Here is a 23,065-nt window from a genome sequence, read left to right as displayed (position 1 = left end):
GTCATCCGAACGTTCTGATGTCCACAAAGTGTCCGGCGATCGCCGCCGCCGCCGCCATGGCGGGCGACACCAGATGGGTGCGGCCCTTGAAGCCCTGACGGCCTTCGAAATTGCGGTTCGACGTGGAGGCGCAACGCTCGCCCGGAGCAAGCCGGTCGGCGTTCATCGCCAGGCACATGGAGCAGCCGGGTTCCCGCCAGTCGAAACCGGCCGCCTTGAAGATCACGTCCAGCCCTTCGGCCTCCGCCTGCATCTTCACGATACCGGATCCCGGCACGATCATGGCGTTTACCGCTTGGTGCACTTTCTTGCCCTCGACCATCTTGGCGACGACACGCAGATCTTCGATGCGGCCATTGGTGCACGAGCCGATGAAGACGCGATCGAGCGTGATGTCGGTAATCTTCGTGCCCGGCTTGAGGCCCATGTATTCGAGCGCGCGCCATTTCGACAGGCGCTTGTTCTCCTGCGGAATCAGATCGGGGTCCGGTACCGAGCCGGCGACCGAAATCACGTCCTCGGGGCTGGTCCCCCAGGTGACGATGGGCGGCAGGCTCGCCGCATCGAGACGAAGCTCGGTGTCGAAGAACGCGTCCTCGTCGGACAACAGCGTTTCCCAATAGCGCACGGCCGCATCCCACGCGTCGCCCTTCGGCGCCTTGGGGCGGTCCTTCAGATACGCGTAGGTCTTCTCGTCGGGGGCGATGAGGCCGGCGCGGGCGCCGCCTTCGATCGCCATGTTGCAGACCGTCATGCGGCCTTCCATGGACAAGGCGCGGATGGCCTCGCCCGCGTATTCCATCACGTGCCCGGTGCCTCCGGCGGTGCCGGTTTCGCCGATGATGGACAGGATGATGTCCTTCGCGGTCACGCCCTCGGGCAGCTTGCCGTCGACGGTGACGCGGTAATTCTTCGCCTTCTTCTGGATCAGCGTCTGGGTGGCGAGCACGTGCTCGACTTCCGACGTTCCGATGCCGTGCGCGAGGGCGCCGAATGCGCCGTGGGTCGAGGTGTGGCTGTCGCCGCAGACGATCGTCATGCCGGGCAGCGTGAACCCCTGTTCGGGGCCGACCACGTGGACGATGCCCTGGCGCCGGTCGAGCTCGTTGAAATATTCCACACCGAAATCGCGAGCGTTCTGCGCCAGCGTCTCGACCTGGATGGCGGATTCGGGATCCTCGATCCCGTGCGAGCGATCGGTGGTCGGCACGTTGTGATCGACGACCGCCAGCGTCTTGCCGGGCTGGCGCACCTTGCGGCCGGTCAGGCGCAGGCCCTCGAAGGCTTGCGGGCTCGTCACCTCATGCACGAGGTGGCGGTCGATGTAGAGAAGGCACGTCCCATCATCCTGCCGGTCGACGACGTGCTCGTCGAAGATCTTGTCGTACATGGTGCGGGACTTGGCCATCTGTCTCATTCCAAAGGGTTTCGGGTCTCGTGACCGGGTCTTTAGCGCGTCCGCGCCTGCGCGAAAAGGTGCCTCGGCAGCGCAGCCCGGGACATCATCGCATAGCGGATCGGGTCTCCGGCGCAATTAAATGTTGCCGCCCAAGGCCGGATGCAGGGCCGGGATGCAAAAAAGCGCGGCTGCAACCGCGCTTTTCTCAACCTCGCAGGTTTCGCTGCGTGAAAAATTACTCGGCGGCTGCCGGGGTCTTGCCCTTGCCGCCCTTGGCCGGCTGACGGTCGGTCCGCTCGGCGATACGCGCCGACTTTCCGCGACGGTCGCGCAGGTAATAGAGCTTGGCGCGGCGCACGAGACCGCGGCGCACGACCTTGATGGAATCGATGTTGGGCGAGTAGACCGGGAACACGCGTTCCACGCCTTCGCCGTACGAGATCTTGCGGACGGTGAAGCTCTCCTGGAAGCCTGCGCCCGAGCGGGCGATGCAAACGCCTTCATAGGCCTGCACGCGGCTGCGCTCGCCTTCCTTGACCTTCACGTTGACGATCACGGTGTCGCCGGGCTGAAAGTCCGGAATGGTCTTGCCGAGCTTCTCGATATGCTCGCGATCGAGCTGCTGGATGATGTTCATTGTCTATGCTCCTGCCGTCGCGCGGCTTGCCCGGGAGATCCCGGTGCCCCGCAGGATTTCGGCGTCCTGTTGTGAATTGTGGGCGGCTATACAGGGTTTTGGGGGAAAGGGGAAGGGGGGAAGGGGCGAGTGGGGAGTGGCGAATAGTGAGAAGGCCGTTGAAGCTTCGCTATTCGCTATTCGCCATTCGCCCTCTTTCCTAAAAGTTCCGGCCGCCGCTCGCGCGTGATGCGCTCCGCCTCCTCGCGTCGCCACCGTTCGATGGCGGCGTGATTGCCGTTGAGCAGGATTTCGGGGATCGGTCTGCCTTCCCAATCGCGGGGTCGCGTGTAGTGCGGATATTCGAGGAGGTTCGTCTCGAAGCTTTCTTCATGGCCTGAGGCTTCCTTGCCCATGACGCCGGGAAGCAGCCGGACGCAGGCGTCCAACAGGACCATGGCGGCCATTTCGCCGCCCGACAGCACATAATCGCCGATGGAAATCTCTTCCAGATCGCGGCCCTCGATGACGCGCTCGTCCACGCCCTCGAAGCGGCCGCAGACGATGATCGCACCGGGACCGACCGCGAGATCGCGCACCCGACCTTGAGTCAGAGGTTTTCCGCGCGGCGTCATCAGCAGACGCGGTCGCGGGTCGGCGGCGGGCGAAGCCGCGTCGATGGCCGCGCCCAGCACGTCGCAGCGCAGAACCATGCCGGGACCGCCGCCCGCCGGGGTATCGTCGACGTTGCGGTGGCGACCGATTCCGTGATCCCGGATCTGGCGCGTCTCCAGCGACCAGATCTCGCGCGCGAGGGCGTCGCCGGAGAGCGAGAGGCCGAGCGGGCCGGGAAACATCTCCGGATAAAGGGTCAGGACAGTAGCGCGGAAGGTCACGCCTCAGCCTCGTCGACCGGTTCATCGCCCTCGGGCTCAGGCCGGGCGGGTGCGAACAGGTCGTCCGGGGGCGTCGCGACCACGTATCGCCCGGCTATGTTCACCTGCGGCACGAAGGCCCGGGTGAAGGGCAGAAACGCCGTGGCGCCGCCGGTCGCGGGCTTGATTTCCAGAAGGTCGCCGCCGCCGAAGTTCGGCACATCCGCGACGGTGCCGACGGGCTCGCCCGCCTCGGTGCGGACCTTGCAGCCGATGAGGTCGGCGAGCAGAAACTCGTCCTCGTCTTCCGCCGGCGGCAGTTTTTCGCGCGAAAGATAGAGCTCGATGCGGTTCAGCTTTTCGGCGGCCTCGCGAGTCGAAACGCCGTCGACCCGCGCCACCAGCATGTCAGGCGCGCCGCCCGGTGCCTGCCGGGGATTTTTGATCGTGTAAGCGCGGCCCCTTGAATCCAGCAGCGGGCCGTAGGAGGCGATCGCCAGCGGATCGCCGGTATGGGATTTCAGCCGCACCTCGCCCTTGAGGCCATGCGCGCGGCCGAACTCGCCCAGGAGAACGAGGTCGCTGGGCGCAACCGAGCTCTCTCCCCCACGAATGTCAGGCTTGCCTGACATTCGATCCGAGCTGCGCAAGTCGGAAACATCCGAATTGCGATGGGGGAGAGTTGGAGTGGGGGGTGTGGGCGCGACCTCGGATAAACGCGCGCCGGCACCCCCACCCCTGCCCTTCCCCGCAAGGGGGAGGGAAGAGGCGGAGCGCAATGGGGGGCGCTCCCGCTTCATCGGCTTTACGCCGCGTCGCCTTCAGCCGGCGCAGCAGCGGCGGCGGCGGCAGCAGCCTTCGCGTCCGAACGCTCCTGGGCCTTCTTGCCGGGAACAGCCTTCTGGGGGTTGTTGCGGGCGTTGCGCTTCACGAGGCCGGCGGCATCGAGGAAGCGGAGCACGCGGTCGGTCGGCTGGGCGCCCTTGGCGAGCCAGGCGGTGATCTTGTCGTTGTCGAGGGTGATGCGCGAGGCGTCATCCTTCGGCTTCATCGGGTCGTAGGTGCCGACCTTGTCGATGAAACGGCCGTCGCGGGGCGAACGGGCGTCGGCGACGACGATGCGGTAATAGGGGCGCTTCTTCGCGCCACCACGGGTCAGGCGGATCTTGAGGGACATTGAGTGCTCCTTTGGCTTTGTCCTGCGATCAACTTTTTCCTGTCATTCCCGCGAAGGCGGGAACCCATAAACGAGACGCCTATGGATCCCGGGCTCCGCTCGAGCGGCCCCGGAATGACGGGCCTTCAAAAACTCACTTCTTCTTGCCTCCGAACGGGAAGCCGCCCAGCCCTGGAAGGCCGGGGATCTTCGGACCGAGGCCGGGCAGGCCTGGCAGGCCCTTAGCCCCGCCGAGACCCGGAGGCATCGGCGGCAACCCGCCGCCGGCACCGCCGCCCATCTGCTTCTGCATCGCCTCGATCTGCTCGGGCGTCGGCTGCGGCATGCCGCCCATTCCGCCACCCTTGCCGATGCCGAACATGTTGCCGAGCGCGCCCGCCATGCCGCGGCCTTTGCCGCCGCCCATCATCTTCATGACGTCGGCCATCTGCCGGTGCATCTTGAGGAGCTTGTTGACCTCCTCGACCTTCGCGCCCGAACCCGCGGCGATGCGCTTCTTGCGAGAGGCCTTCAGGAGGTCGGGATTGCGGCGCTCCTTCGGCGTCATCGAATTGATGATGGCGACCTGCCGCTTGATGACGCGGTCGTCGATATTGGCGTTTTCGAGCTGCGCCTTCATCTTGCCGATGCCCGGCAGCATCCCGAGCATCCCGCCGATGCCGCCGATCTTTTCCATCTGGGCGAGCTGGTCGCGCATGTCCTCCAGATCGAACTTGCCCTTGCGCATCTTGTCGGCCATGCGCTGGGCCTGCGCCTGGTCGAAATTCTCCGCCGCCTTCTCGACCAGCGACACGATATCGCCCATGCCGAGGATGCGGTTGGCGACGCGGGAGGGATGAAACTCCTCCAGCGCATCGACTTTTTCGCCCGTGCCCACGAGCTTGATGGGCTTGCCGGTGACGGCGCGCATGGAGAGCGCCGCGCCGCCGCGGGCATCGCCGTCCATGCGGGTCAGAACGATGCCGGTGACGCCGAGTCGCTCGTCGAAGGCCCGCGCCGTGTTGACCGCGTCCTGGCCGGTGAGCGCATCGGCGACGAGCAGCACCTCATGCGGATTGGTCGCGGCCTTCACTTCGGCTGCTTCCAGCATCAGCCCTTCGTCGACGGTGACGCGGCCGGCCGTGTCGAGCATGACCACGTCGTAGCCGCCGAGGCGGGCCGCTTCCATGGCGCGCCGGGCGATCTGCACGGCACTCTGGCCGGCGACGATCGGCAGGGTGTCGACCTCGACCTGCTTGCCCAGAACCGCGAGCTGCTCTTGTGCGGCCGGACGGCGGGTGTCGAGGGAGGCGAGGAGAACGCGGCGCTTGTCGCGCGAGGTCAGGCGCTTGGCGATCTTCGCCGTGGTGGTGGTCTTGCCCGAGCCCTGCAGGCCGACCATCAGGATGGCGACGGGGGCCGGCGCGTGGAGATCGATGACCTCAGCGTCGGCGCCCAGCATTTCCACGAGCTGGTCGTGGACGATCTTGACGACCTGTTGGCCGGGGGAGACCGACTTCACCACCTCGGCGCCGACCGCGCGGGCCCGCACCTTGTCGGTGAAGGAGCGCACGACCTCGAGCGCCACGTCGGCTTCCAGCAGCGCGCGGCGGACCTCGCGCAGGGCCGCGTTGACGTCCTCCTCGGTGAGCGCCCCGCGGCGCGTCAACCCGTTGAGGATGGAGGAGAGTTTGTCGGAAAGGCCCTCGAACATGTCTATTCAATCCCTTTCGCGATGAGCGGCACGTCGCGCTCCGCCAGCGCCTTGTCGAAATGGGCGATCGCCGTCTCGAACTTGTCGCGACAGCCGGTGTTGCAGAAGCCCACGACCGCGTCGCGATAACGCGTCAGCGAATCCGCCGCGATCGGTTTTCCCGACCACGGGCAGGTGTCGTTGATCGCGTCCTCGATCCGCAATGCGTCCTTCGCCATGCCTCACCGTTCCCTACATCGAAACCCAAACACCAGCGCGCCCGAGGGCGCATCGCGCTGTCGGACGTGGACCTCCAGCCTCCAGGGCTGGGCGGCGGCTCATGGGGCTCGCTCAATAGAATTAGGCGGGAGGCCTAGGGGGAAATGCGCGGAGAGTCAAGAAAAAGACCGGAGGTCCGGGCGAGGCGCCCGTTCTGGCGCCCCTCGGTCTCTGACTGCCGCAAGGGAACTTATCCGTTGCGGAAAGCCTCGCAAAAGAGTAATGACATAACAAATCACCATGCGAGACCGTCATGCCTCTGACCCTCACTCTCCAGTCTTTCGCGCGACTCGATTCGCGGCTCCTCATCGACCGCGTCTCGTCCGGAACCGGACCGAGCGCCGGGGAATCCGCCCTCAGCGGCGACGGTCGCTATGTGGTGTTTCAGAGCTACTCCAACGACCTTGTGTCCGGCGACACGAACAATGCGCGCGACATCTTTCGCCGGGATCTCGTCACCGGCGCCATCGAGCGCGTCTCCACGAAGGCGGACGGCACCGAGATCAATTTGAACAGCGAACACGCTTCCGTGAGCCATGACGGGCGCTACATCCTGTTCGAAAGCGCTTCCGACGCTCTGGTCACTGGCGACACGAACGGCAAATCCGACGTTTTTCGCAAGGACATGGTCACCGGCGAAGTTTTACGCGTGTCGACCGGTGGCGCAGGCGCGCAACTCGGCGATTTCAGCCTCGGCAGCCAGATCAGCGCCGACGGACAATTCGCGGTGTTTGCGACGCAGGACGGGTCGCTCGTCGCGGGGGATACCAACGGCACATTCGATATCTTCCTGAAAAATATCGCCACCGACGCGGTGACCTGCGTGTCGAAGCTCGGCGCGATCATCGGCAATGGCGCGAGTTCGAATGCGGTTCAGCGCCGACGGCGCGTCCGTGATCTTCGACAGCGTGGCGAACAATCTCGTGGCTTTCGAGACCAACAACGCCTCGGACGTGTTCCTCTTCAATGTGGCAAGCGGCACGAACAGCCGCCAATCGGTCTCGACCAATAGCGATGAGGCCATGGGCGCATCCAGCGGCGGCGGCCTCAGCGCGGACGGCCGATATCTGGTATTCGCGAGCGCTGCCGACAATCTGGTGACGGGCGACACCAACGGCGAGGTCGATATCTTTCGCAAGGACTTCTACGATGGCGGAAAGGTCGTCCGCGTCTCGACCGGCGCCGGCGAGACCGAATCGAACGGCGGAAGCTCCAACGCTTCGATCAGCGCCGATGGCCGCTATGTGGTGTTCGTCAGCACGGCCGGCAATCTGGTAGCGGACGACACCAACGGGGTCGCGGACGTTTTCCGCAAGGACCTCGCCACCGGCGCGATCATCCGCCTCTCGGCGTCAGCCGACGGCCTCGAAGGCAACGGTCCCAGCACGTTCGCATCCATCGGTCAGGATGGACGCTATGTGGTTTTCTCCAGCGATTCGTCGAATCTGACGGCGGGAGACACGAACGGGAACGCCGATGTGTTTCGTGTGGACACGACCCAGTTTTTGCGCGCCGGGGCACTTCTCGAAGGCCGCATCGTCGAGATGCGGTTCGGCACCGGGTCGGCATCCTCGCTCCAGATCGCATGGGGGGACGGGTCGACGGACCGGGTGACGCCGGCGCAGGGGACCGCCGCCTTCAGCCACACCTATGCGAAGGCGGGCGTCAAGGCCGCGCTGGTAACATCGCAGGACGGCGATCTCACCTGGACCATTCCCTACCGGATCGACCTCGCGGCGGGCCAGATGGCCCGCGACACCGCGCTTCTCGACACGGTGACGGGCGCTGCCGGGAACGACGTGCTGACCGGCGATTCCTACGGCAACATCCTCGTCGGAAAGGGCGGCAACGAAACCTATTGGGTCGACAATGCGCTGGACACGATCAGCGAGGAGGCGGGTTCCGGTACCGACACGGTCTTCGCCTCCATCAGCTATCGGCTGGCGGCCCACGTGGAAAATCTCACCGGCACCGGGTCGGCGGGTCTCGTGCTCAAAGGCACGTCCCTCGCCAACCTCATCCGGGGAACGGCGGGCCATGACCGGCTCTACGGCGGGAGCGGCCGCGACACCCTGTGGGGCGGCGCGGGGCGCGACCTCTTCGTGTTCGACACCAAGCCGAACAAGGCAACCAACCTCGACAAGCTCGCGGATTTCAACGTGAAGGACGACACGATCTGGCTCGACAACGCGGTCTTCAGGAAGTTGGGCAAGAAGGGCACGGAGTCGAAGCCCGCGAGGCTCGACAAGAAGTTCTTCACCATTGGCGACAAGGCCAGGGACTCGAACGATCACCTCGTCTACAGCAAGAAAAAGGGCGCGCTGCTCTATGACGTCGATGGCTCGGGCGCCAAGGCGGCGGTGGAAATCGCCACGGTGAATAAGAATCTGGCGATCACGGCGTCGGATATCCTGATCATCTAAGAACCCAGCGGAGGCCCAGCAAAGCCGGGGCATGCTCCGGCTTTCTTCGTTGCCGGAGGACGCTGTCTGGGCGRATCTGCCGGAACGCACCGAGGCCGGATCCCGCTGTCCACCCCGGACCTCCAGCCCCTCGCACGGACGGCCTCTCTCATCCCCGATTTGCGACGATGCGCGAGCGTGTCCGAGCGCACACGCCTGTTCCCAAAGCCGCAACGATCCCGGCAAGCGTCACGTTATGGCGTTGCTAACTCAGCGGCTCAACGCGCAAAAGGAACAGCACATGATCAACTACACCTATACGATTGCACCGCAGACCACACGCTCCACGCCTCTCGTTCTCCAGAGCGGGGAATCGGTCCTCGTGGAGGCAGGGGGCGAGGTCATCAACACAGATCCCCAGAAGGCTTTCGTCGAATCCATCACGACGGCGGGCGTGGGCAATCTCATCACCGTCAACGGCGCGGTGAAATCGGCAACCTGGAGCGCCATCAAGGCCGGGTCCAGCGGTGTGGTCGAGATCGGCAGCGCAGGGAATGTCGAAGGGTTGTTCAACGGCATCATTCTGGGCACGCTCAACGCGTCAAGCACCGGCGAAGTCCGTAACGCCGGCACGATCAGCGCCGTGAATGCGACGGCTTCGTCAGGCATCAAGATCTTCGGCAGCGCTCTTGTGACGAATTCCGGACATATTTCCGGAAAAACGTTCGGCGTCGACGCCCATGAATACTCGGACGCCAGCACCTTCCGGATTGAGAACACCGGTGTGATCAAGGGCGGCAACACGGCGATCCGCGGCGGCGACGTGGACGACGTGGTGATCAACAAGGGACATCTGGAAGGCGGCAACGCGGTCTTCCTCGCCGGCGGCAATGATACCTATGAGGCGCATGAGGGCGGAACCTCGGTCGGATTCATCGACCTTGGGGGTGGCGACGACGTGGCAAGCGGCGGAATCGGAGCCGAGCACTTCATCGCGGGTGACGGTGCCGACGAAATCGCCGGCAATCAAGGCAACGATACGATCGACGGCGGCGCCGGTGACGACACGGCCTACTATTCAGGCAAACAGGACGAATACGACATTATCGATCACGGCGACGGGTCCTTCACGGTCAAAGACAGGGCACAGGGAGGAGACGGCCAGGACCTGCTGAAGAACGTTCGTTATCTGAGTTTCGATGACTCGGTTCTGGATCTCGAAAACCTTCCGCCTGACAATCGTGCTCCGGCCTCCCTGGATCTCTCCCAGAAATCGGTGGCGGAGAATGCCAGCGTGGGGACCGTCGTGGGCGGATTTCTGAGCCAGGATGCCGATGGTGACGCGCTGCACTTCAGCCTGGTGTCGAACCCGGACGGCATGTTCAGAATCGAGGGTTCGAACCTGATCCTCGCCGGTCGGCTCGATTACGAGACGAAGCGCGAATACAAGGTTGCCGTGAAGGTGTCGGACGGCTTTGGCGGTGAGCTGACGCAGGAGTTCACCATCGGCGTGAATGATGTGGCCGAGGAGGAACACGGCCTTACCCTTTATGGGACGTCCCGCGCCGACGCACTCAATGGCGCATCGGGCAACGACAAGATCTGGGGACTTTCCGGCAATGATCAGGTACGCGGCGGAGCCGGCAATGACTGGCTCTGCGGCGGCACCGGCAAGGACACGATGTGGGGCGGCTCCGGTCTCGACATCTTCGTGTTCAAGGACAAGCTGAACAAGAAGACCAATGTGGACAAGATCGCGGACTTCAACGCGGCCGACGACACGATCTATCTGGCGAAGTCTGCCTTCTCCAAGATCGGCAAGAAGGGCGTGATGAAGAAGAGCGCGTTCCATTTCGGCACGGAGGCGCACGATGCCAACGACCGCATCGTCGTCAACAAGAAGACCGGCGCATTCTTCTATGACCGGGACGGGAACGGCGATGCCGCGCAGGTCCAGGTCGGCACCCTGTCGAAGAACGACCTCAAGGCGGTCTCGCATCTCGACTTCTTCGTGATGTGAGCCGCGTGGCGCGCATCCCTCATGGGATGAGCGCAATCGGCCGCGGCGACGCCGGGCACTGACTCTCGGAGCGGGCGGCGGGGTCAGGCTCGATCGATCGGTTCAGACCGAGCCCCGGAGGCAGTCCCTCCGGGGCGAATTGGACCCGGCGGAAGCCGTCGGACGGCTTTTCGTGTCTTCCTGTGCGGAATTGCACACTTGGAAAAAGCCGCGATCTGTTACAGATACAACATAACGTACCATCTTCATGGGTAGCAGCATGCCATTAACCTTGAACCTCCTGCACTTCGATCGGCCGGCCGACGACCGGATTATCGTTAGGGAAGCCTGGGGCGCTCCGAGTCAAAATCAGAGCCAGCTTCTTGGGGCGAAGTTCAGCCCCGACGGGCGATACGGCTATTTTTACAGCCAGGCGAAGCTGGTGCAGGGCGACCTCAACAACGAGATGGACATCTACCGCAAGGACTTCGTGACCGGAGAGATCACCCTGATGTCCGTCAAGGGCGTCCCGACCGGCCACTACGATCTCGATGTCAGCCGGGACGGGCGTTACCTTCTGTTCTCGAGCACTGCGAGCAATCTCGTCACCGGAGACACCAACGGCTTCGAGGACGTCTTCCGCATGGACCTGTCGACGCGCGCGATCACCCGCGTGTCCATGAGCTTTTCTTTCCTCCAGGGCAACGGCGACAGCTATTCGGGACGTTTCAGCCCCGACGGGCAATACGTGGTCTTCACCAGCGACGCCAACCCCGCCGCCGGCGACAGCAACTCATGGAGTGACATCTACGTCAGGAAAATCGATTCCGGCGGCGTCATGCTCGTCTCCACCCTGCCCGATGGGCAGCAGGGCGACGGCACCAACTGGGACGCCAAATTTTCGGCCGACGGCAGCCAGGTGCTGTTCAGCAGCACCGGCTTTAACGCGAACAGCGGCGAAAGCCAGGTCCTCATCAAGGATGTAACGCCGGGCGGCAACGTCATTACGACGGGCGGCGAGCTTAAAATCGTCTCCGTTGACAAAGGCAACAACTGGGGCACCAACCACAGCCTCGAGGCGCAGATCACCCCCGATGGCCGCTACGTCGTCTTCGCAAGTCTCGCCAACAATCTGGTCCCGCTCGACTCGAACGGCACCTACGACATTTTTCGCAAGGATCTTCAAACCGGCGATATCGTGCGCGTATCGACAACGGGGAACGGCAACCAGGCCTTCGGCAACAGCCGGCAGCCCCAGATCAGCGCGGATGGCCGCTTCGTCATCTTCGTCAGCACAGCGGACAATTTGGTAGCGGGCGATTACAACGGCGCTCAGGATGTTTTCCGCAAGGATCTGTTGACGGGACAGGTCATCCGTCTCTCCGAATCCTCCAACCACGCTGACGGGCGCAATCCGGTCGGAGACAGCTGGAACCCGCAATTCAGCCCCAACGAACGCTACGTGCTGTTCGACAGCTTCAGCAACTTCGTGCCGGGGGACACGAATTACGAGCGGGACCTGTACAGCGTCGATCTGATCCTCAAGTAGAATACCGGCGCCGTCCAGACCAAGCAGTACATCGAACTGGCCTTCGAGGTCGGGCAGGCCTCTTCCGTGAGCATCGCATGGGGCGATGGGACGAGCGAGACGGTCCAACCCACGGGCGGCGCCGTCGCCTTCAACCATGCCTATCGGACGGGCGGCCTCAAGACAGCGACGGTGACCGTCATTGAGGGCGGCCAGAGCCGGACCCTGTCCTATTCGGTCGATCTCGCGGCGGGACAGATCACCCGCAACCCTTCGGCCCCCGACAGCCAGTCCGGCAGCGGTGGCACGGATGCCCTGACCGGAGACGACTTCGCCAATATTCTGGCGGGCGGCGCTGGCAACGATTCCCTGAAGGGGATGGGCGGCAACGACCGCCTTTACGGCGGCATCGGCCGTGACACGCTCTGGGGCGGCCCCGGCCAGGATCTCTTCGTGTTCGACACCAAGCCCAACAAGAAGTCCAATATCGATCGGATCGTCGATTTCAACGTCAAGGACGACGCGATCTGGCTCGACAACGCGGTCTTCAAGGCGTTGGGCAAGAAGGGCAGCCCGACCGCGCCGGCTAAACTCAAGAAGGCGTTCTTCACCGTCGGCACCAAGGCCCAGGATGCCAACGATCACCTGGTCTACAACAAGAACACGGGCGCGCTTCTCTACGACGACGACGGGGCCGGGGGGCATGCCGCCGTGCAGATTGCGACGCTCCCCAGAAAACTCGCGGCGATCTCCCACAAGGACTTCTTCGTCGTCTGACACCGAAAGGACCCGCCCCCCGGCGGGTCTTTTTCGTGGCGTGACCTGATCCGTCGCGGCCTCGGCGAGCCTCCCCAACGGCGACACGGCCCGCTTTTCCGGCGCCGCTTCCGAGCAGGTGAGCCTGGCGCTGAGAAAAAACCCGCGCGGCTCGACACAAAGGTCTTCACTCTCGGAGAAAAGGCGGAGGATGCGAACGACTACCTCGTCTACAGCGCGGAAAAGGGTGCGCCGTATTGCGACGCGGACGGCTCCGGCGCCAAGGCCGCCGTGGAGATCGCGACGGTGTAGACAGGCCCGACGCTGTCGGCGCTGGATATTGACGTCGTCTGAGCGAGCCTCCGGCGCGACGTTCGCTCCTGCACCGTCCGCGGAGTCAGCTGTGTCAGCGCGAGGTGCGTCCGCGCACCACGGCAGCACCGGCCGTCGGAACACACGAAACTCCTCCTCAAATGAAACGTTGCTACGTGACGAAGAGTGTCGCGTCGCTGCGAAGGTCGCGGCCCCGTCGCTCTCAGTGAGGGGAAGTTCGCCATGGCTGACCATCGTGTCGACGGAAAGCGCGAAACGACATTGAGCCTTCTCAGTGGCGAAACGGCCACCATTACCGCCTCAGGAGAGATCGCGGTCGACGGTCCTTGCATTCAGGGAAGTGGCCGCAGCGTCGAGGTGCAAGGCATCGTCCATACCACCGGGACATTCGGCACCGCGATTTCGCTCCAGGTCGCCACTGTCACAGTCGGAGTGGGAGCGACAGTTTTCGGGCGCGATGTCGCCGTAAACTTCGGAATACAAGGCTCCATCGACAACCAGGGCACGATCTCGTCCGACGGACGGGGGATCGTTGGCAACGCCTATACGTCAGTGAGCAATAAGGGCCTGATCGAGGGTGACAGCATGGGCGTGCAGGTGCTCGACACCGCGAGCACCGCGGGCCGGACGACGATCCACAATAGCGGAACCATCAGAGGCGGGGACGCTGCGATCCAAGGAGGGAGCGGCGACGATTTCATCCGAAACACCGGTCGCGTGGAAGGTGCCGTCGTGCTCGGAAACGGCGACGATCAATATCAGGGCGGCGGCGGACAAGCGACCGGCGTCATCGACCTCGGGGACGGCGACGACCTCGGATATGGCGGCGATGGCAACGCAATTTTCTATGGCGGCGCGGGCGACGATGACCTTTACGGCGGCGCCGGAATCGACACCGCGATCTATACCGGCGGCGCCGATCTGACAGTCGATCTCGCGGTTTCGACGGCGCAGGAGACGGGTCAGGGAAAGGACACACTGCACGGCATCGAAAACATCTGGAGCGGCAACGGTTCGGATCGCCTGAGCGGGGACCGGTTCGACAACACGATCACGGGCAACGGCGGCGACGATATCATCACGGGCGGCGGCGGCAGCGATACCGTGACCTTTGCCGGGAAGAGGATCGACTACGCCGTCACGACCAATGCGGATGGGACCGTCACGGTCGCTGATTCGCACGGCGGTCGAGACGGAAGGGATGTGCTGAGGGATATTCGCCTCCTCAAATTCTCCGACACGACCATCGCCCTCACCAATACGGCGCCTTTTGACATCAAGATGTCCAATCAGATCGTGGCCGAGAACGCCGCGGTCGGCACCATCCTGTCGGGGCTTTCCGCCCGTGACGGGGAGCGGGATGCCATCACGTACAGCCTCGACTCAACGACAGGTCCGTTTGCCATCGAGGGCGCCAAGATCGTGATCACCGGTCCCCTGGATTTCGAGACCCACGCGCGGCACACCATCATCGTCAAAGCGACGGATGCGTATGGGGCCGAGACCACCAAGGAATTCACCGTCACGGTGACGGATCGAGCCGAGCAGCACGGCGGCTCGTCAACCGGGGATCCCACGGACGGTGGCCTGACGCTCTACGGCACGCCCCGTGCCGACGCTCTCACCGGGGCCGGCGGCAATGACGCCATCTGGGGCCTTTCGGGCAATGACCGTCTGCGGGGCGAAGCCGGAAACGACCGGCTGTGCGGCGGCAAGGGCCGGGACACGATGTGGGGCGGCTCCGGCCTCGACATCTTCGTGTTCGATTCGAAGCCGAACAAGAAGACCAACCTCGACAAGATCGTCGATTTCAACGTGGCGGACGATACGATGTATCTGGCGAAGTCGGCGTTTTCCAAGATCGGCAAGAAGGGCATGCTGAAAAAGAGCGCGTTCCATGCCGGCACGGATGCGCACGACGCCAACGACCGGGTGATCTACAACAAGAAGACCGGCGCCTTGTTCTACGACCCGGACGGCAACGGCGATGCGGCCCAGGTCCAGATCGCCACCCTGTCGAAAAGCCTCAAGGCGATCTCGAACGGCGATTTCTTCATCACCTGAACGCTCGTCCGCTCCTTACAAGAAAAAGCCCGCCTCTCGCTATCGGGAGGCGGGCTTTTTCGTCTCTCTGTCGTGCCCGCGTTACGCCGCGAGCTGCCGCAGCACGTATTGGAGAATTCCGCCGTGGCGGAAATATTCCAGCTCGTCGAGCGTGTCGATGCGGCAGACCAGCGGCACCTTCTGCACGCGGCCGTCCGCGGAGGTGATTTCCATCTCCATGCGCTTGCGCGGCGTCAGGCCTTCGGCGAGACCGTGGATGGTGATCGTCTCGTCGCCTTTCAGCCCGAGCGACGTCCATGACGTATCGCCCTCGAACACGAAGGGCGCGACCCCCATGCCGACGAGGTTCGAGCGGTGGATGCGCTCGAAGCTCTCGGCCACCACGGCGCGGACGCCGAGGAGGTTCGTGCCTTTCGCGGCCCAGTCGCGCGACGAGCCGGTGCCGTATTCCTTGCCGGCCAGCACGATCAGCGGAACGCCCTCTTGTTGGTAGCGCATGGCCGCATCGTAGATGAACATCCGCTCGCCGGACGGCTGGTGGATGGTATAGCCGCCCTCGACCACGTTGCCGGCCTCGTCGCGCACCATCTGGTTCTTGATGCGGATATTGGCGAAGGTGCCGCGCATCATGATTTCATGGTTGCCGCGGCGCGTGCCGTATTGGTTGAAGTCCGCGACCGCCACCTGATGGTCGAGGAGATATTTGCCCGCCGGCGAATTGGCGCGGATGTTGCCGGCCGGCGAGATGTGGTCGGTGGTGATCGAATCGAGGAAGAGGCCGAGGATGCGCGCATTGGCGATATCCTTGATGGCCTTCGGATCCTTGGTCATGCCCTCGAAATAGGGTGGGTTCTGCACATAGGTCGAACCCATGTCCCACTTGAAGTTCAGGCCCTCGTCGACCGTCACGGCCTTCCAGTTGTCGTCGCCGGTGAACACGTCGCTGTAGCGGCTCTTGAAGAGTTCGCTGGTGATCGTGCGGTCGATGAAGTCCTGGATTTCCGCCGAAGACGGCCAGATGTCCCGGAGGTAGACGGGCTTGCCGTCGGATCCCGTGCCGAGCGGGTCCTTGGAGATGTCCACGTACATGGATCCGGCCAGCGCATAGGCGACGACGAGAGGAGGCGACGCGAGATAGTTCGCGCGCACGTCCGGGTTCACGCGGCCTTCGAAGTTGCGGTTGCCCGACAGCACGGAGGCGGCGACGAGATCGTTGTCGTTGATCGCCTTCGAGACGTTCTCCGGCAGCGGGCCGGAATTGCCGATGCAGGTGGTGCAGCCGAAGCCCACGAGGTTGAAGCCGAGCGCGTCGAGATCCTTCTGCAGACCGGCCTTGCGGAAATACTCCTCGACGATCTGCGAGCCCGGCGCGAGGGAGGTCTTCACCCACGGCTTCGACTTCAGGCCCTTGGCGACCGCGTTGCGGGCGAGGAGCCCGGCGCCGATCATCACGCTCGGGTTCGACGTGTTGGTGCAGGACGTGATGGCGGCGATCACCACGTCGCCATGACCGAGATCGAAATTCGCCCCTTCGACCTTGACGCGCTTGTGGATCTCGCCGGCCTTGCGGAATTCCTTGTCCATCGCGATGCCGAATTCCGCCTTCGCGGTGTCGAGGGTGACGCGATCCTGCGGACGCTTGGGACCGGCAAGCGACGGCACCACGTTGTCGAGATCGAGTTCGAGCATGTCCGAGAACACCGGATCGGCGGTCTCGGCGGTGCGCCACATGCCCTGCGCCTTGGCGTAGGCCTCGACCAGCGCGATGCGCTCGTCGGTGCGGCTGGTGGTCCGGAGATAGTCGATGGCGCGGCTATCGATCGGGAAGAAGCCGCAGGTGGCGCCGTATTCGGGCGCCATGTTGCCGATGGTGGCGCGGTCGGCGACCGTCATGTCGTTGAGGCCGGGGCCGAAGAATTCGACGAACTTGCCCACCACGCCCTTCTTGCGCAGCATCTGCGTGACGGTGAGCACGAGGTCGGTCGCCGTCATGCCTTCGCGTAAGCGGCCGGTGAGCTTGAAGCCGATGACTTCGGGGATCAGCATCGAGACCGGCTGGCCGAGCATCGCGGCCTCAGCCTCGATGCCGCCGACGCCCCAGCCGAGAACCGCGAGGCCGTTGACCATGGTGGTGTGCGAATCGGTGCCCACCAGCGTGTCGGGATAGGCGGTTTCGATGCCGGTCGCCGGATCCTTGCGGGTCCAGACGGTCTGCGACAGGAATTCGAGATTGACCTGGTGGCAGATGCCGGTGCCGGGGGGAACGACGGAGAAGTTCTCGAAGGCGGACTTGCCCCATTTCAGGAAGCGGTACCGCTCGCCATTGCGCTGGTATTCCAGCTCCACGTTGCGGTCGAACGCCTGCGGCGTGCCGAATTCGTCGACGATCACCGAGTGGTCGATGACGAGGTCGACCGGTACCAGCGGATTGATCTTGCGCGGGTCGCCGCCGAGATTCTTCATGGCGTCGCGCATGGCCGCGAGATCGACCACGGCGGGGACGCCGGTGAAATCCTGCATCAGCACGCGGGCCGGCCGGTAGGCGATTTCCTTTTCGGCCTTGCCGCGGTTATCGACCCAGGCGGCGATGGCCTCGATATCGGCCTTGGTGACGGTGCGGCCGTCCTCGAAGCGCAGCAGGTTCTCGAGCAGCACCTTCATGGAGAAGGGAAGCTTCGAGATGCCCTTGAGGCCGTTCTTTTCGGCCTCCGGAAGCGAGAAATATTCGTAAGACTTGTCGCCGACTTTCAGGGTCTGGCGGGCGTTGAAACTGTTTGAGAGCGTCACGGCGAATCCTCGCGTGCATTTGGGTTACGAACAGGTTGTTCGGCCGAAAGCGCGGTAAGCGCGCGCCGCTCCGGGGGTGCCCGGATGGGGGTAGATAGGCGCGCTGAAGCGGGTTGGACGCTTGGCGCGCGGCGCAGCCGACCGTGATATAGATCATTTCAAGCGACCCCGCTACACGGTTTAGAACCATTCTGGGGTGGAATCACGGCAGGGGTCTGGCGGTTGCGTCTGAGCGTCGAAAATCTGGCTTGCGAACGAGGAGAGCGCCGCATCTTCGAGGGCGTATCGTTCGCCCTCGGGCCGCGCGATGCGCTGATGGTGCTGGGACGCAACGGTGCCGGCAAATCCTCCCTTCTGGAGATTCTCYGCGGGCGGCTGAGATCCGCCGCGGGCGCGATCCGGCTGGACGATGCGGGCGAACGGATGCTTGCCGAATGCCTTCATTATGTGGGCCACCGGGAGGCGCTGAAATCCGCCCTGAGCGCCGGCGAAAACCTGGCTTTTGCCCGCGACTTCCTGGGCGATCCGGCGATGTCTCCCGCCGAGGCCCTGACGGAAGTCGGCCTTGCCCACGCGCTTCATCTGCCGGTCGCCTATCTGTCGGCCGGCCAAAGGCGGCGGGTGGCGTTGGCGCGACTCCTCGTGGCCCACCGTCCGCTCTGGCTGCTGGACGAGCCGAGCGCGGCGCTCGATACCGCGTCGCAGGCGACCTTGCGGGGCTTGATCGAGACGCACCGCGCCGGCGGCGGCATCGTCATCGCCACGACCCACGCGCCCCTCGGCCTGCGCGATGCGCAGGAACTCACCATCGAGCGCGCGAAGGCGCCGGAGACGCTCGCGTGACCGGCTCTTCTTTCCGGGCCCTGCTGCTGCGCGACCTCAAACTCGCGGCGCGGGTCGGCGGGTCCGGCACCATGAGCCTGGTGTTCTTCCTCGCCATCGTCACTCTGATGCCGTTCGCGCTGGGGCCGGATCTCAACCTGCTGGCCCGCATCGGCCCCGCCATCCTGTGGATCGCCGCGCTGCTCGCGACCCTCATCGGCCTCGACCGGCTGTTTCAGGCCGACCAGGAGGACGGGTCGCTCGACCTCCTGCGGCTTTCGCCCGCCCCGCTCGAAGTGGTGGTGCTGGCCAAGGTGCTGGCCCATTGGCTAGTCACCGGCCTCCCGCTGTCCCTCGCGGCCCCGCTCTTCGGTCTGCTAGTGGCGCTGACGCCCGAAGGCATGCTCGCCATGGTGGCGACGCTTCTGGTGGGAACGCCCGCCCTCACCTTCATCGGCGCCATCGGGGCAGCGCTCACGGCGTCGCTCCGGCGCGGCGGGCTGATCCTCGCCATCATCGTGCTGCCCTTCATGATCCCGACCCTGATCTTCGGCGTCTCGGCCGCGAACGCCGCGCTCGGCGGCACGGTGCCGTTTCTGACCCCGTTCCTGATCCTCATCGCTCTGTCGCTGATCGCGGCGGTGGTCGGCACGTTCGGGGCGGCGGCAGCGTTGCGCTCGGCGGAATAAAGGCGCGTCCGGCTGCATCCGACGCCACCGCGTGTGCTCCGACACCTGCCGGACAGGAGAGGCGAACGATCGGCTGCCCTTGGGTTTTGACAGGGGCAGCTTGGATGAGACCGATGCTTCCGAAATCCCTACTCGCCGGCCTGATTCTCACGCCCGCCTTTCTGATGGCAGCGACATTGGCCCATGCGCAACCCTGCGGCTGTGCACGGCCGGCGCCGAAGTCTCGCCAGGCTGCCGGCGGGCCGGGACATCGGCCTATTTTTTTCGAGAATACCTGTGACAAGCCTACCTCGTCCTCTATCAAGCGCCCCAGGGTCACTACGACATCTCGGAATTGAAGCCTGGCCAGGTTGCAAGAAGCATATGCCGAGGCAAGAATTGCACCGTTAAAGTGATCGTCGAGATGTGCGAAATGAAGTAGCTCTTGGTTCAGGGTCGGAGTTCGATCGCAAACGCCTGGTCGATCGCCGGCTTGCCGTCGCGCAGCACCCTGTAGGTCGCTCGGTAGAGGCCCGGCCGGAAGCCCCCCGGCGGGCTTTTGACGCCTGAGAACAGCATCCATTGCGCCTTGTCGCGATCGAGGGCCGCCGGCTTGTTCTCGGCGAGTAACTTGCCGTCCGGGTCCGCCAGGGTCAGGACCTGCAGGTCGCCGCCTCTCAGCCCGATGGCCCGCACATAGGCGACCAAAGCGGGCGAACGGGTGTTCGGAACCGCCGCTTCCGTCTCGCCGGATTCCACCGCCGGCATGGTGACGGGGCCGGGGGCGAAGCCCTTGTTCAGGACGCTGCCGGCGCGGTAGGCGAAGGCCGTTTTCGTGGCCGCGTCCCACAGGGACGTTCCGCCACCGCAGGATTTCGCTTCCGCGCCGAACGCGAAGGGATCGACCACCTGGCCGTCCTTGCGCAGCGTGAAGTGGAGATGGGGGAACTCCGTCAGGCCCGACAAACCCACCCGGCCGAGCGCGTCGCCGGCCTTCACGGTATCGCCGGGCTTCACCGCGAGACTGGCCCGGGCCATGTGGCAATACTGGGTTTCCCAGCCTCCGCCATGATCCACCACCGCGCCGTTGCCGCATTCGACGTTGTCGACGCCCGCCCGGTCGCGGCCCGCGATCGACGCGTCCTCGACGCCGTCGCGCACCCGCAGGACCTTGCCGTCCGCCGCCGCCAGCACGTTCACGCCGGCTTTCTGCGCCGCCATGGTGGGGATGCGGATATCGGTGCCGGTGTGGCCCTCATAGGTGAGCGAGCCACATTGGTAATCCTGCGCGGCCGGAGACGGATCGCGGTCTACGTAATGCTGGATGAAGCAGGTCTTTCCGACCTCGCAGGCAACCGGCAGGCGCAAGCTGATGTCCTGCCCGAATGCGGGCGCGACGAGTAGCGGGAAGAGGAGGCTTAACGGCAAAACACGCATGGTCGCTCCGTAACAAAGATGCGCCAGCATAGCGGATGGTATGGCGGTTTGAAGGAGGCGTCGTCCCTCCCCCTTGCGGGGAGGGATCGAGGGTGGGAGTCGCGGGGCTGGAGCGCCGCCGGGGTCTTTTTCCACGCGACGCTGGTGCGACATCGGATTTGCGCCGAACCCAGCCCGACCACCCCACCCCTGCCCCTTCCCGCAAGGGGGAGGGGAAAACACCAACCCACCTTGCGGCAATCCTCACGTTGCAGGCGCGCCGCAGGCCCGCTACATCGAGCCTCATGATCCGCGATCTCGCCAACCCGACCCGCTTCATGCGCCTCAGCGGCATCCTGCTGCCGTGGCTGTCGGGGGCGACCGCCCTGCTGCTGGCACTCGGCCTTTATCTCGTGTGGTTCGGCTCGCCGGCGGATTACCAGCAGGGCGAGACGGTGCGCATCATGTACATCCATGTGCCGGCGGCCTGGCTCGGCCTGTTCTTCTACATGATCATGGCGGCCTCGGCGCTGGGCACCCTCGTCTGGCGTCACCCGCTCGCCGATGTCTCCCAGAAAGCGGCCGCGCCTATCGGGGCCGCTTTCACGCTGATCTGCCTCGTCACCGGTTCGCTCTGGGGCAAGCCCATGTGGGGCACCTATTGGCAATGGGACGCCCGGCTCACCTCCATGCTGGTCATGCTTCTGATCTATGGCGGGATTCTCGCGCTCTGGCGTGCCATCGAGGAGCCGAACCGTGCGGCCCGCGCGGTGTCGATCCTCACCCTCGTGGGCGCCGTCAATGTGCCGATCGTCAAGTTCTCGGTGGATTGGTGGAACACCCTGCATCAGCCCGCCTCCGTGTTCCGCCTCGGCGGACCGACCATCCACCCCTCGATGCTAGTGCCGCTCCTCATCATGGCGCTGGCCTTCACGCTTCTGGGGATCTGCCTGCATCTCTCAGGCATGCGCACGGAGATCCTGCGCCGCCGGGTCCGCACCCTCACCATTCTCGAGGCCGAGCGCCTCGACGCGCAGGCGGCCTGAAGATCATGCAGCACGCCGTCTTCATCGCCGGAGCCTATGGGGTGACGCTTCTGATCGTCGCGGGCCTGATCGTCCGCGCGATCGTCGATTTCCGCCTGCAGAAGCGCAATCTCGCCGAACTCGAAGCCCGCGGGGCCGGTCGGCGCTCGGCGCGCCGGAATCCCGCATCATGACGAACGATGCACCGGAGGCGCTCCCCAAGGCCAGGACGGCGCGCCTGCTGTTTCTGCTGCCGGTGGGAATCTTCCTCGGCCTCGCGCTGCTGTTCGTCTTCCGCCTCGGCGGCGGCGACCCCGGCCAGGTGCCCTCGGCGCTGATCAACCGGCCCGCCCCCGCCTTCACGCTGGCGCCTCTCGAAGGATTGACCGCCGACGGGCAGCCGGTCCCGGGGCTCTCGGATGCGGATCTCAAGGGCCGCGTGACGGTGGTGAACGTGTGGGCGTCGTGGTGCGGCCCCTGCCGGCAGGAACATCCGTTCCTGGTGGAGCTCGCCAAGGACAAGTCGATCCGCGTGGTCGGCATCAACCAGCGCGACGACCCCGACAATGCCCGCCGTTTCCTCGGGGCGCTGGGCAATCCCTATGCGGCGGTGGGCACCGACCCGAAGGGCCGCGCCTCCATCGATTGGGGCGTCTACGGGGTGCCGGAGACCTTCATCGTCGGCCCGGACGGGACCATCCGCCACAAGCATATCGGCCCGCTGACGCCTGAGACGATGCCGGCCTTCAAGGCGCGCCTGAAGGAAATCCCGCCCGCCTGAGCCTGACGATCGCCACGTCGAGGGCGCTGAGGAAAGCCGAGCGATCCTTCGGGGAAAACGGTTTCGGCCCACCCGAGACGTCGCCCATGGCGCGCAGGTCCTCCATGAGGTTGCGGGTCGCCAGCGCCATGCCGATGGAGGCCTCGGAGAACGGGCGGCCGGTCGGGCCGATCACGTCGGCGCCCGCCTTCACGCAGCGGCTCGCCAGCGGGATATCCGCCGTCACCACGATGGCGCCGCGCCGGGCCCGTTCGGCGATCCAGTCATCCGCCGCATCGAAGCCCGAACCGACGAGGACGCGCTCCACCAGCGGTTCGCGCGGCACGTTGATGAAGCTGTTCGCCACCACGAGCACCTTGATCCGGTGCCGCTCGGCCACCCGGTAGATCTCGGGCTTGACCGGGCACGCATCCGCATCCACGTAGATTTCGATGGCTTGAAGGATGGCGGTCATCGATAATGCGGG

General features: G+C 64.8%; 21 protein-coding genes. 11 read left to right on the top strand and 10 right to left on the bottom strand.

The features are described 5' to 3' along the window. Position 1: 1 nt before the first annotated feature. The 7 genes from leuC to AC1DVM_RS00400 all read right to left on the bottom strand — a co-directional run bounded on the left by leuC (position 2) and on the right by AC1DVM_RS00400 (position 5,978). Positions 2 to 1,408: a 3-isopropylmalate dehydratase large subunit gene (leuC, locus tag AC1DVM_RS00430; RefSeq protein ID WP_477251026.1), complete on the bottom strand. Its 1,407-nt coding sequence runs from the start codon at positions 1,406 to 1,408 to the stop codon at positions 2 to 4. 226 nt (positions 1,409 to 1,634) lie between these two features. After that, the gene (gene rplS, locus AC1DVM_RS00425; protein ID WP_477251024.1) at positions 1,635 to 2,036 is read right to left on the bottom strand and encodes a 50S ribosomal protein L19; all 402 of its coding nucleotides are present in this window, start codon (positions 2,034 to 2,036) and stop codon (positions 1,635 to 1,637) included. 176 nt (positions 2,037 to 2,212) lie between these two features. Then, positions 2,213 to 2,872, bottom strand: coding sequence for a tRNA (guanosine(37)-N1)-methyltransferase TrmD (gene trmD / locus AC1DVM_RS00420; RefSeq protein WP_477251351.1), 660 nt, complete (start codon positions 2,870 to 2,872; stop codon positions 2,213 to 2,215). Positions 2,873 to 2,907: 35 nt separating this feature from the next. After that, positions 2,908 to 3,522, bottom strand: coding sequence for a ribosome maturation factor RimM (gene rimM / locus AC1DVM_RS00415; RefSeq protein ID WP_477251021.1), 615 nt, complete (start codon positions 3,520 to 3,522; stop codon positions 2,908 to 2,910). A 173-nt stretch (positions 3,523 to 3,695) separates the two neighbouring features. Next, the gene (gene rpsP / locus AC1DVM_RS00410) at positions 3,696 to 4,067 is read right to left on the bottom strand and encodes a 30S ribosomal protein S16 (protein WP_477251019.1); all 372 of its coding nucleotides are present in this window, start codon (positions 4,065 to 4,067) and stop codon (positions 3,696 to 3,698) included. Positions 4,068 to 4,200: 133 nt separating this feature from the next. Next, positions 4,201 to 5,760 carry a signal recognition particle protein gene (ffh, locus tag AC1DVM_RS00405; protein WP_477251017.1) on the bottom strand — a complete coding sequence of 520 codons (1,560 nt, stop codon included), beginning with the start codon at positions 5,758 to 5,760 and terminating at the stop codon, positions 4,201 to 4,203. Between the two features lie 2 nt (positions 5,761 to 5,762). Beyond that, on the bottom strand, positions 5,763 to 5,978 hold the full coding sequence (locus tag AC1DVM_RS00400) for a glutathione S-transferase (protein ID WP_477251016.1): 216 nt from the start codon (positions 5,976 to 5,978) through the stop codon (positions 5,763 to 5,765). Positions 5,979 to 6,271: 293 nt separating this feature from the next. On the opposite strand from AC1DVM_RS00400, the gene AC1DVM_RS00395 reads away from it, so the two are divergent. From AC1DVM_RS00395 to AC1DVM_RS00370, 6 genes are all read left to right on the top strand, one after another. Continuing rightward, on the top strand, positions 6,272 to 7,030 hold the full coding sequence (locus AC1DVM_RS00395; RefSeq protein ID WP_477251015.1) for a TolB family protein: 759 nt from the start codon (positions 6,272 to 6,274) through the stop codon (positions 7,028 to 7,030). A 10-nt stretch (positions 7,031 to 7,040) separates the two neighbouring features. Beyond that, on the top strand, positions 7,041 to 8,441 hold the full coding sequence (locus tag AC1DVM_RS00390; protein ID WP_477251349.1) for a hypothetical protein: 1,401 nt from the start codon (positions 7,041 to 7,043) through the stop codon (positions 8,439 to 8,441). Positions 8,442 to 8,721: 280 nt separating this feature from the next. After that, the gene (locus AC1DVM_RS00385) at positions 8,722 to 10,440 is read left to right on the top strand and encodes a cadherin domain-containing protein (protein ID WP_477251013.1); all 1,719 of its coding nucleotides are present in this window, start codon (positions 8,722 to 8,724) and stop codon (positions 10,438 to 10,440) included. A gap of 259 nt (positions 10,441 to 10,699) precedes the next feature. Further along, positions 10,700 to 11,968 carry a hypothetical protein gene (locus tag AC1DVM_RS00380; RefSeq protein ID WP_477251011.1) on the top strand — a complete coding sequence of 423 codons (1,269 nt, stop codon included), beginning with the start codon at positions 10,700 to 10,702 and terminating at the stop codon, positions 11,966 to 11,968. Between the two features lie 66 nt (positions 11,969 to 12,034). Further along, complete coding sequence (locus AC1DVM_RS00375; RefSeq protein ID WP_477251010.1) at positions 12,035 to 12,724, top strand: calcium-binding protein; 690 nt, start codon at positions 12,035 to 12,037, stop codon at positions 12,722 to 12,724. 534 nt (positions 12,725 to 13,258) lie between these two features. Continuing rightward, a complete protein-coding gene (locus AC1DVM_RS00370; RefSeq protein WP_477251008.1) occupies positions 13,259 to 15,100 on the top strand; it encodes a cadherin repeat domain-containing protein in 1,842 nt (613 codons plus the stop codon). An 81-nt stretch (positions 15,101 to 15,181) separates the two neighbouring features. Here AC1DVM_RS00370 and acnA read toward each other — a convergent pair whose 3' ends face one another. After that, on the bottom strand, positions 15,182 to 17,887 hold the full coding sequence (gene acnA, locus AC1DVM_RS00365) for an aconitate hydratase AcnA (protein WP_477251006.1): 2,706 nt from the start codon (positions 17,885 to 17,887) through the stop codon (positions 15,182 to 15,184). A 222-nt stretch (positions 17,888 to 18,109) separates the two neighbouring features. Here acnA and ccmA point away from each other — a divergent pair, with 222 nt between their 5' ends. Then, a complete protein-coding gene (gene ccmA, locus AC1DVM_RS00360; protein WP_477251004.1) occupies positions 18,110 to 18,730 on the top strand; it encodes a heme ABC exporter ATP-binding protein CcmA in 621 nt (206 codons plus the stop codon). After that, positions 18,727 to 19,398, top strand: a complete 672-nt coding sequence (ccmB, locus tag AC1DVM_RS00355; protein ID WP_477251003.1) for a heme exporter protein CcmB — start codon at positions 18,727 to 18,729, stop codon at positions 19,396 to 19,398. The genes ccmA and ccmB overlap by 4 nt, the downstream gene beginning before the upstream one ends. 429 nt (positions 19,399 to 19,827) lie before the next feature. On the opposite strand, the gene AC1DVM_RS00350 is transcribed toward ccmB, so the two are convergent. Continuing rightward, positions 19,828 to 20,814: a M23 family metallopeptidase gene (locus tag AC1DVM_RS00350; protein ID WP_477251001.1), complete on the bottom strand. Its 987-nt coding sequence runs from the start codon at positions 20,812 to 20,814 to the stop codon at positions 19,828 to 19,830. A 284-nt stretch (positions 20,815 to 21,098) separates the two neighbouring features. Between AC1DVM_RS00350 and AC1DVM_RS00345 the strand changes: the two genes are divergently transcribed. Genes AC1DVM_RS00345 through AC1DVM_RS00335 form a run of 3 tightly spaced genes read left to right on the top strand, consistent with a single transcriptional unit; the run spans position 21,099 to position 22,599 of the window. Beyond that, positions 21,099 to 21,839 (top strand): heme ABC transporter permease, encoded by a 741-nt coding sequence (locus tag AC1DVM_RS00345; protein ID WP_477250999.1) that lies wholly within the window; start codon positions 21,099 to 21,101, stop codon positions 21,837 to 21,839. A gap of 5 nt (positions 21,840 to 21,844) precedes the next feature. Beyond that, positions 21,845 to 22,012 (top strand): heme exporter protein CcmD, encoded by a 168-nt coding sequence (ccmD, locus tag AC1DVM_RS00340; protein WP_477250998.1) that lies wholly within the window; start codon positions 21,845 to 21,847, stop codon positions 22,010 to 22,012. Next, positions 22,009 to 22,599 (top strand): DsbE family thiol:disulfide interchange protein, encoded by a 591-nt coding sequence (locus tag AC1DVM_RS00335; RefSeq protein WP_477250996.1) that lies wholly within the window; start codon positions 22,009 to 22,011, stop codon positions 22,597 to 22,599. Before ccmD ends, AC1DVM_RS00335 begins: the two co-directional genes overlap by 4 nt. On the opposite strand, the gene AC1DVM_RS00330 is transcribed toward AC1DVM_RS00335, so the two are convergent. After that, positions 22,565 to 23,053 carry a YaiI/YqxD family protein gene (locus AC1DVM_RS00330; protein ID WP_477250994.1) on the bottom strand — a complete coding sequence of 163 codons (489 nt, stop codon included), beginning with the start codon at positions 23,051 to 23,053 and terminating at the stop codon, positions 22,565 to 22,567. The genes AC1DVM_RS00335 and AC1DVM_RS00330 overlap by 35 nt on opposite strands. Positions 23,054 to 23,065 lie beyond the last annotated feature (12 nt).

Source organism: Microvirga sp. P4_A5, from assembly GCF_056402495.1.
This window is presented reverse-complemented; position numbering and strand designations above follow the sequence as displayed.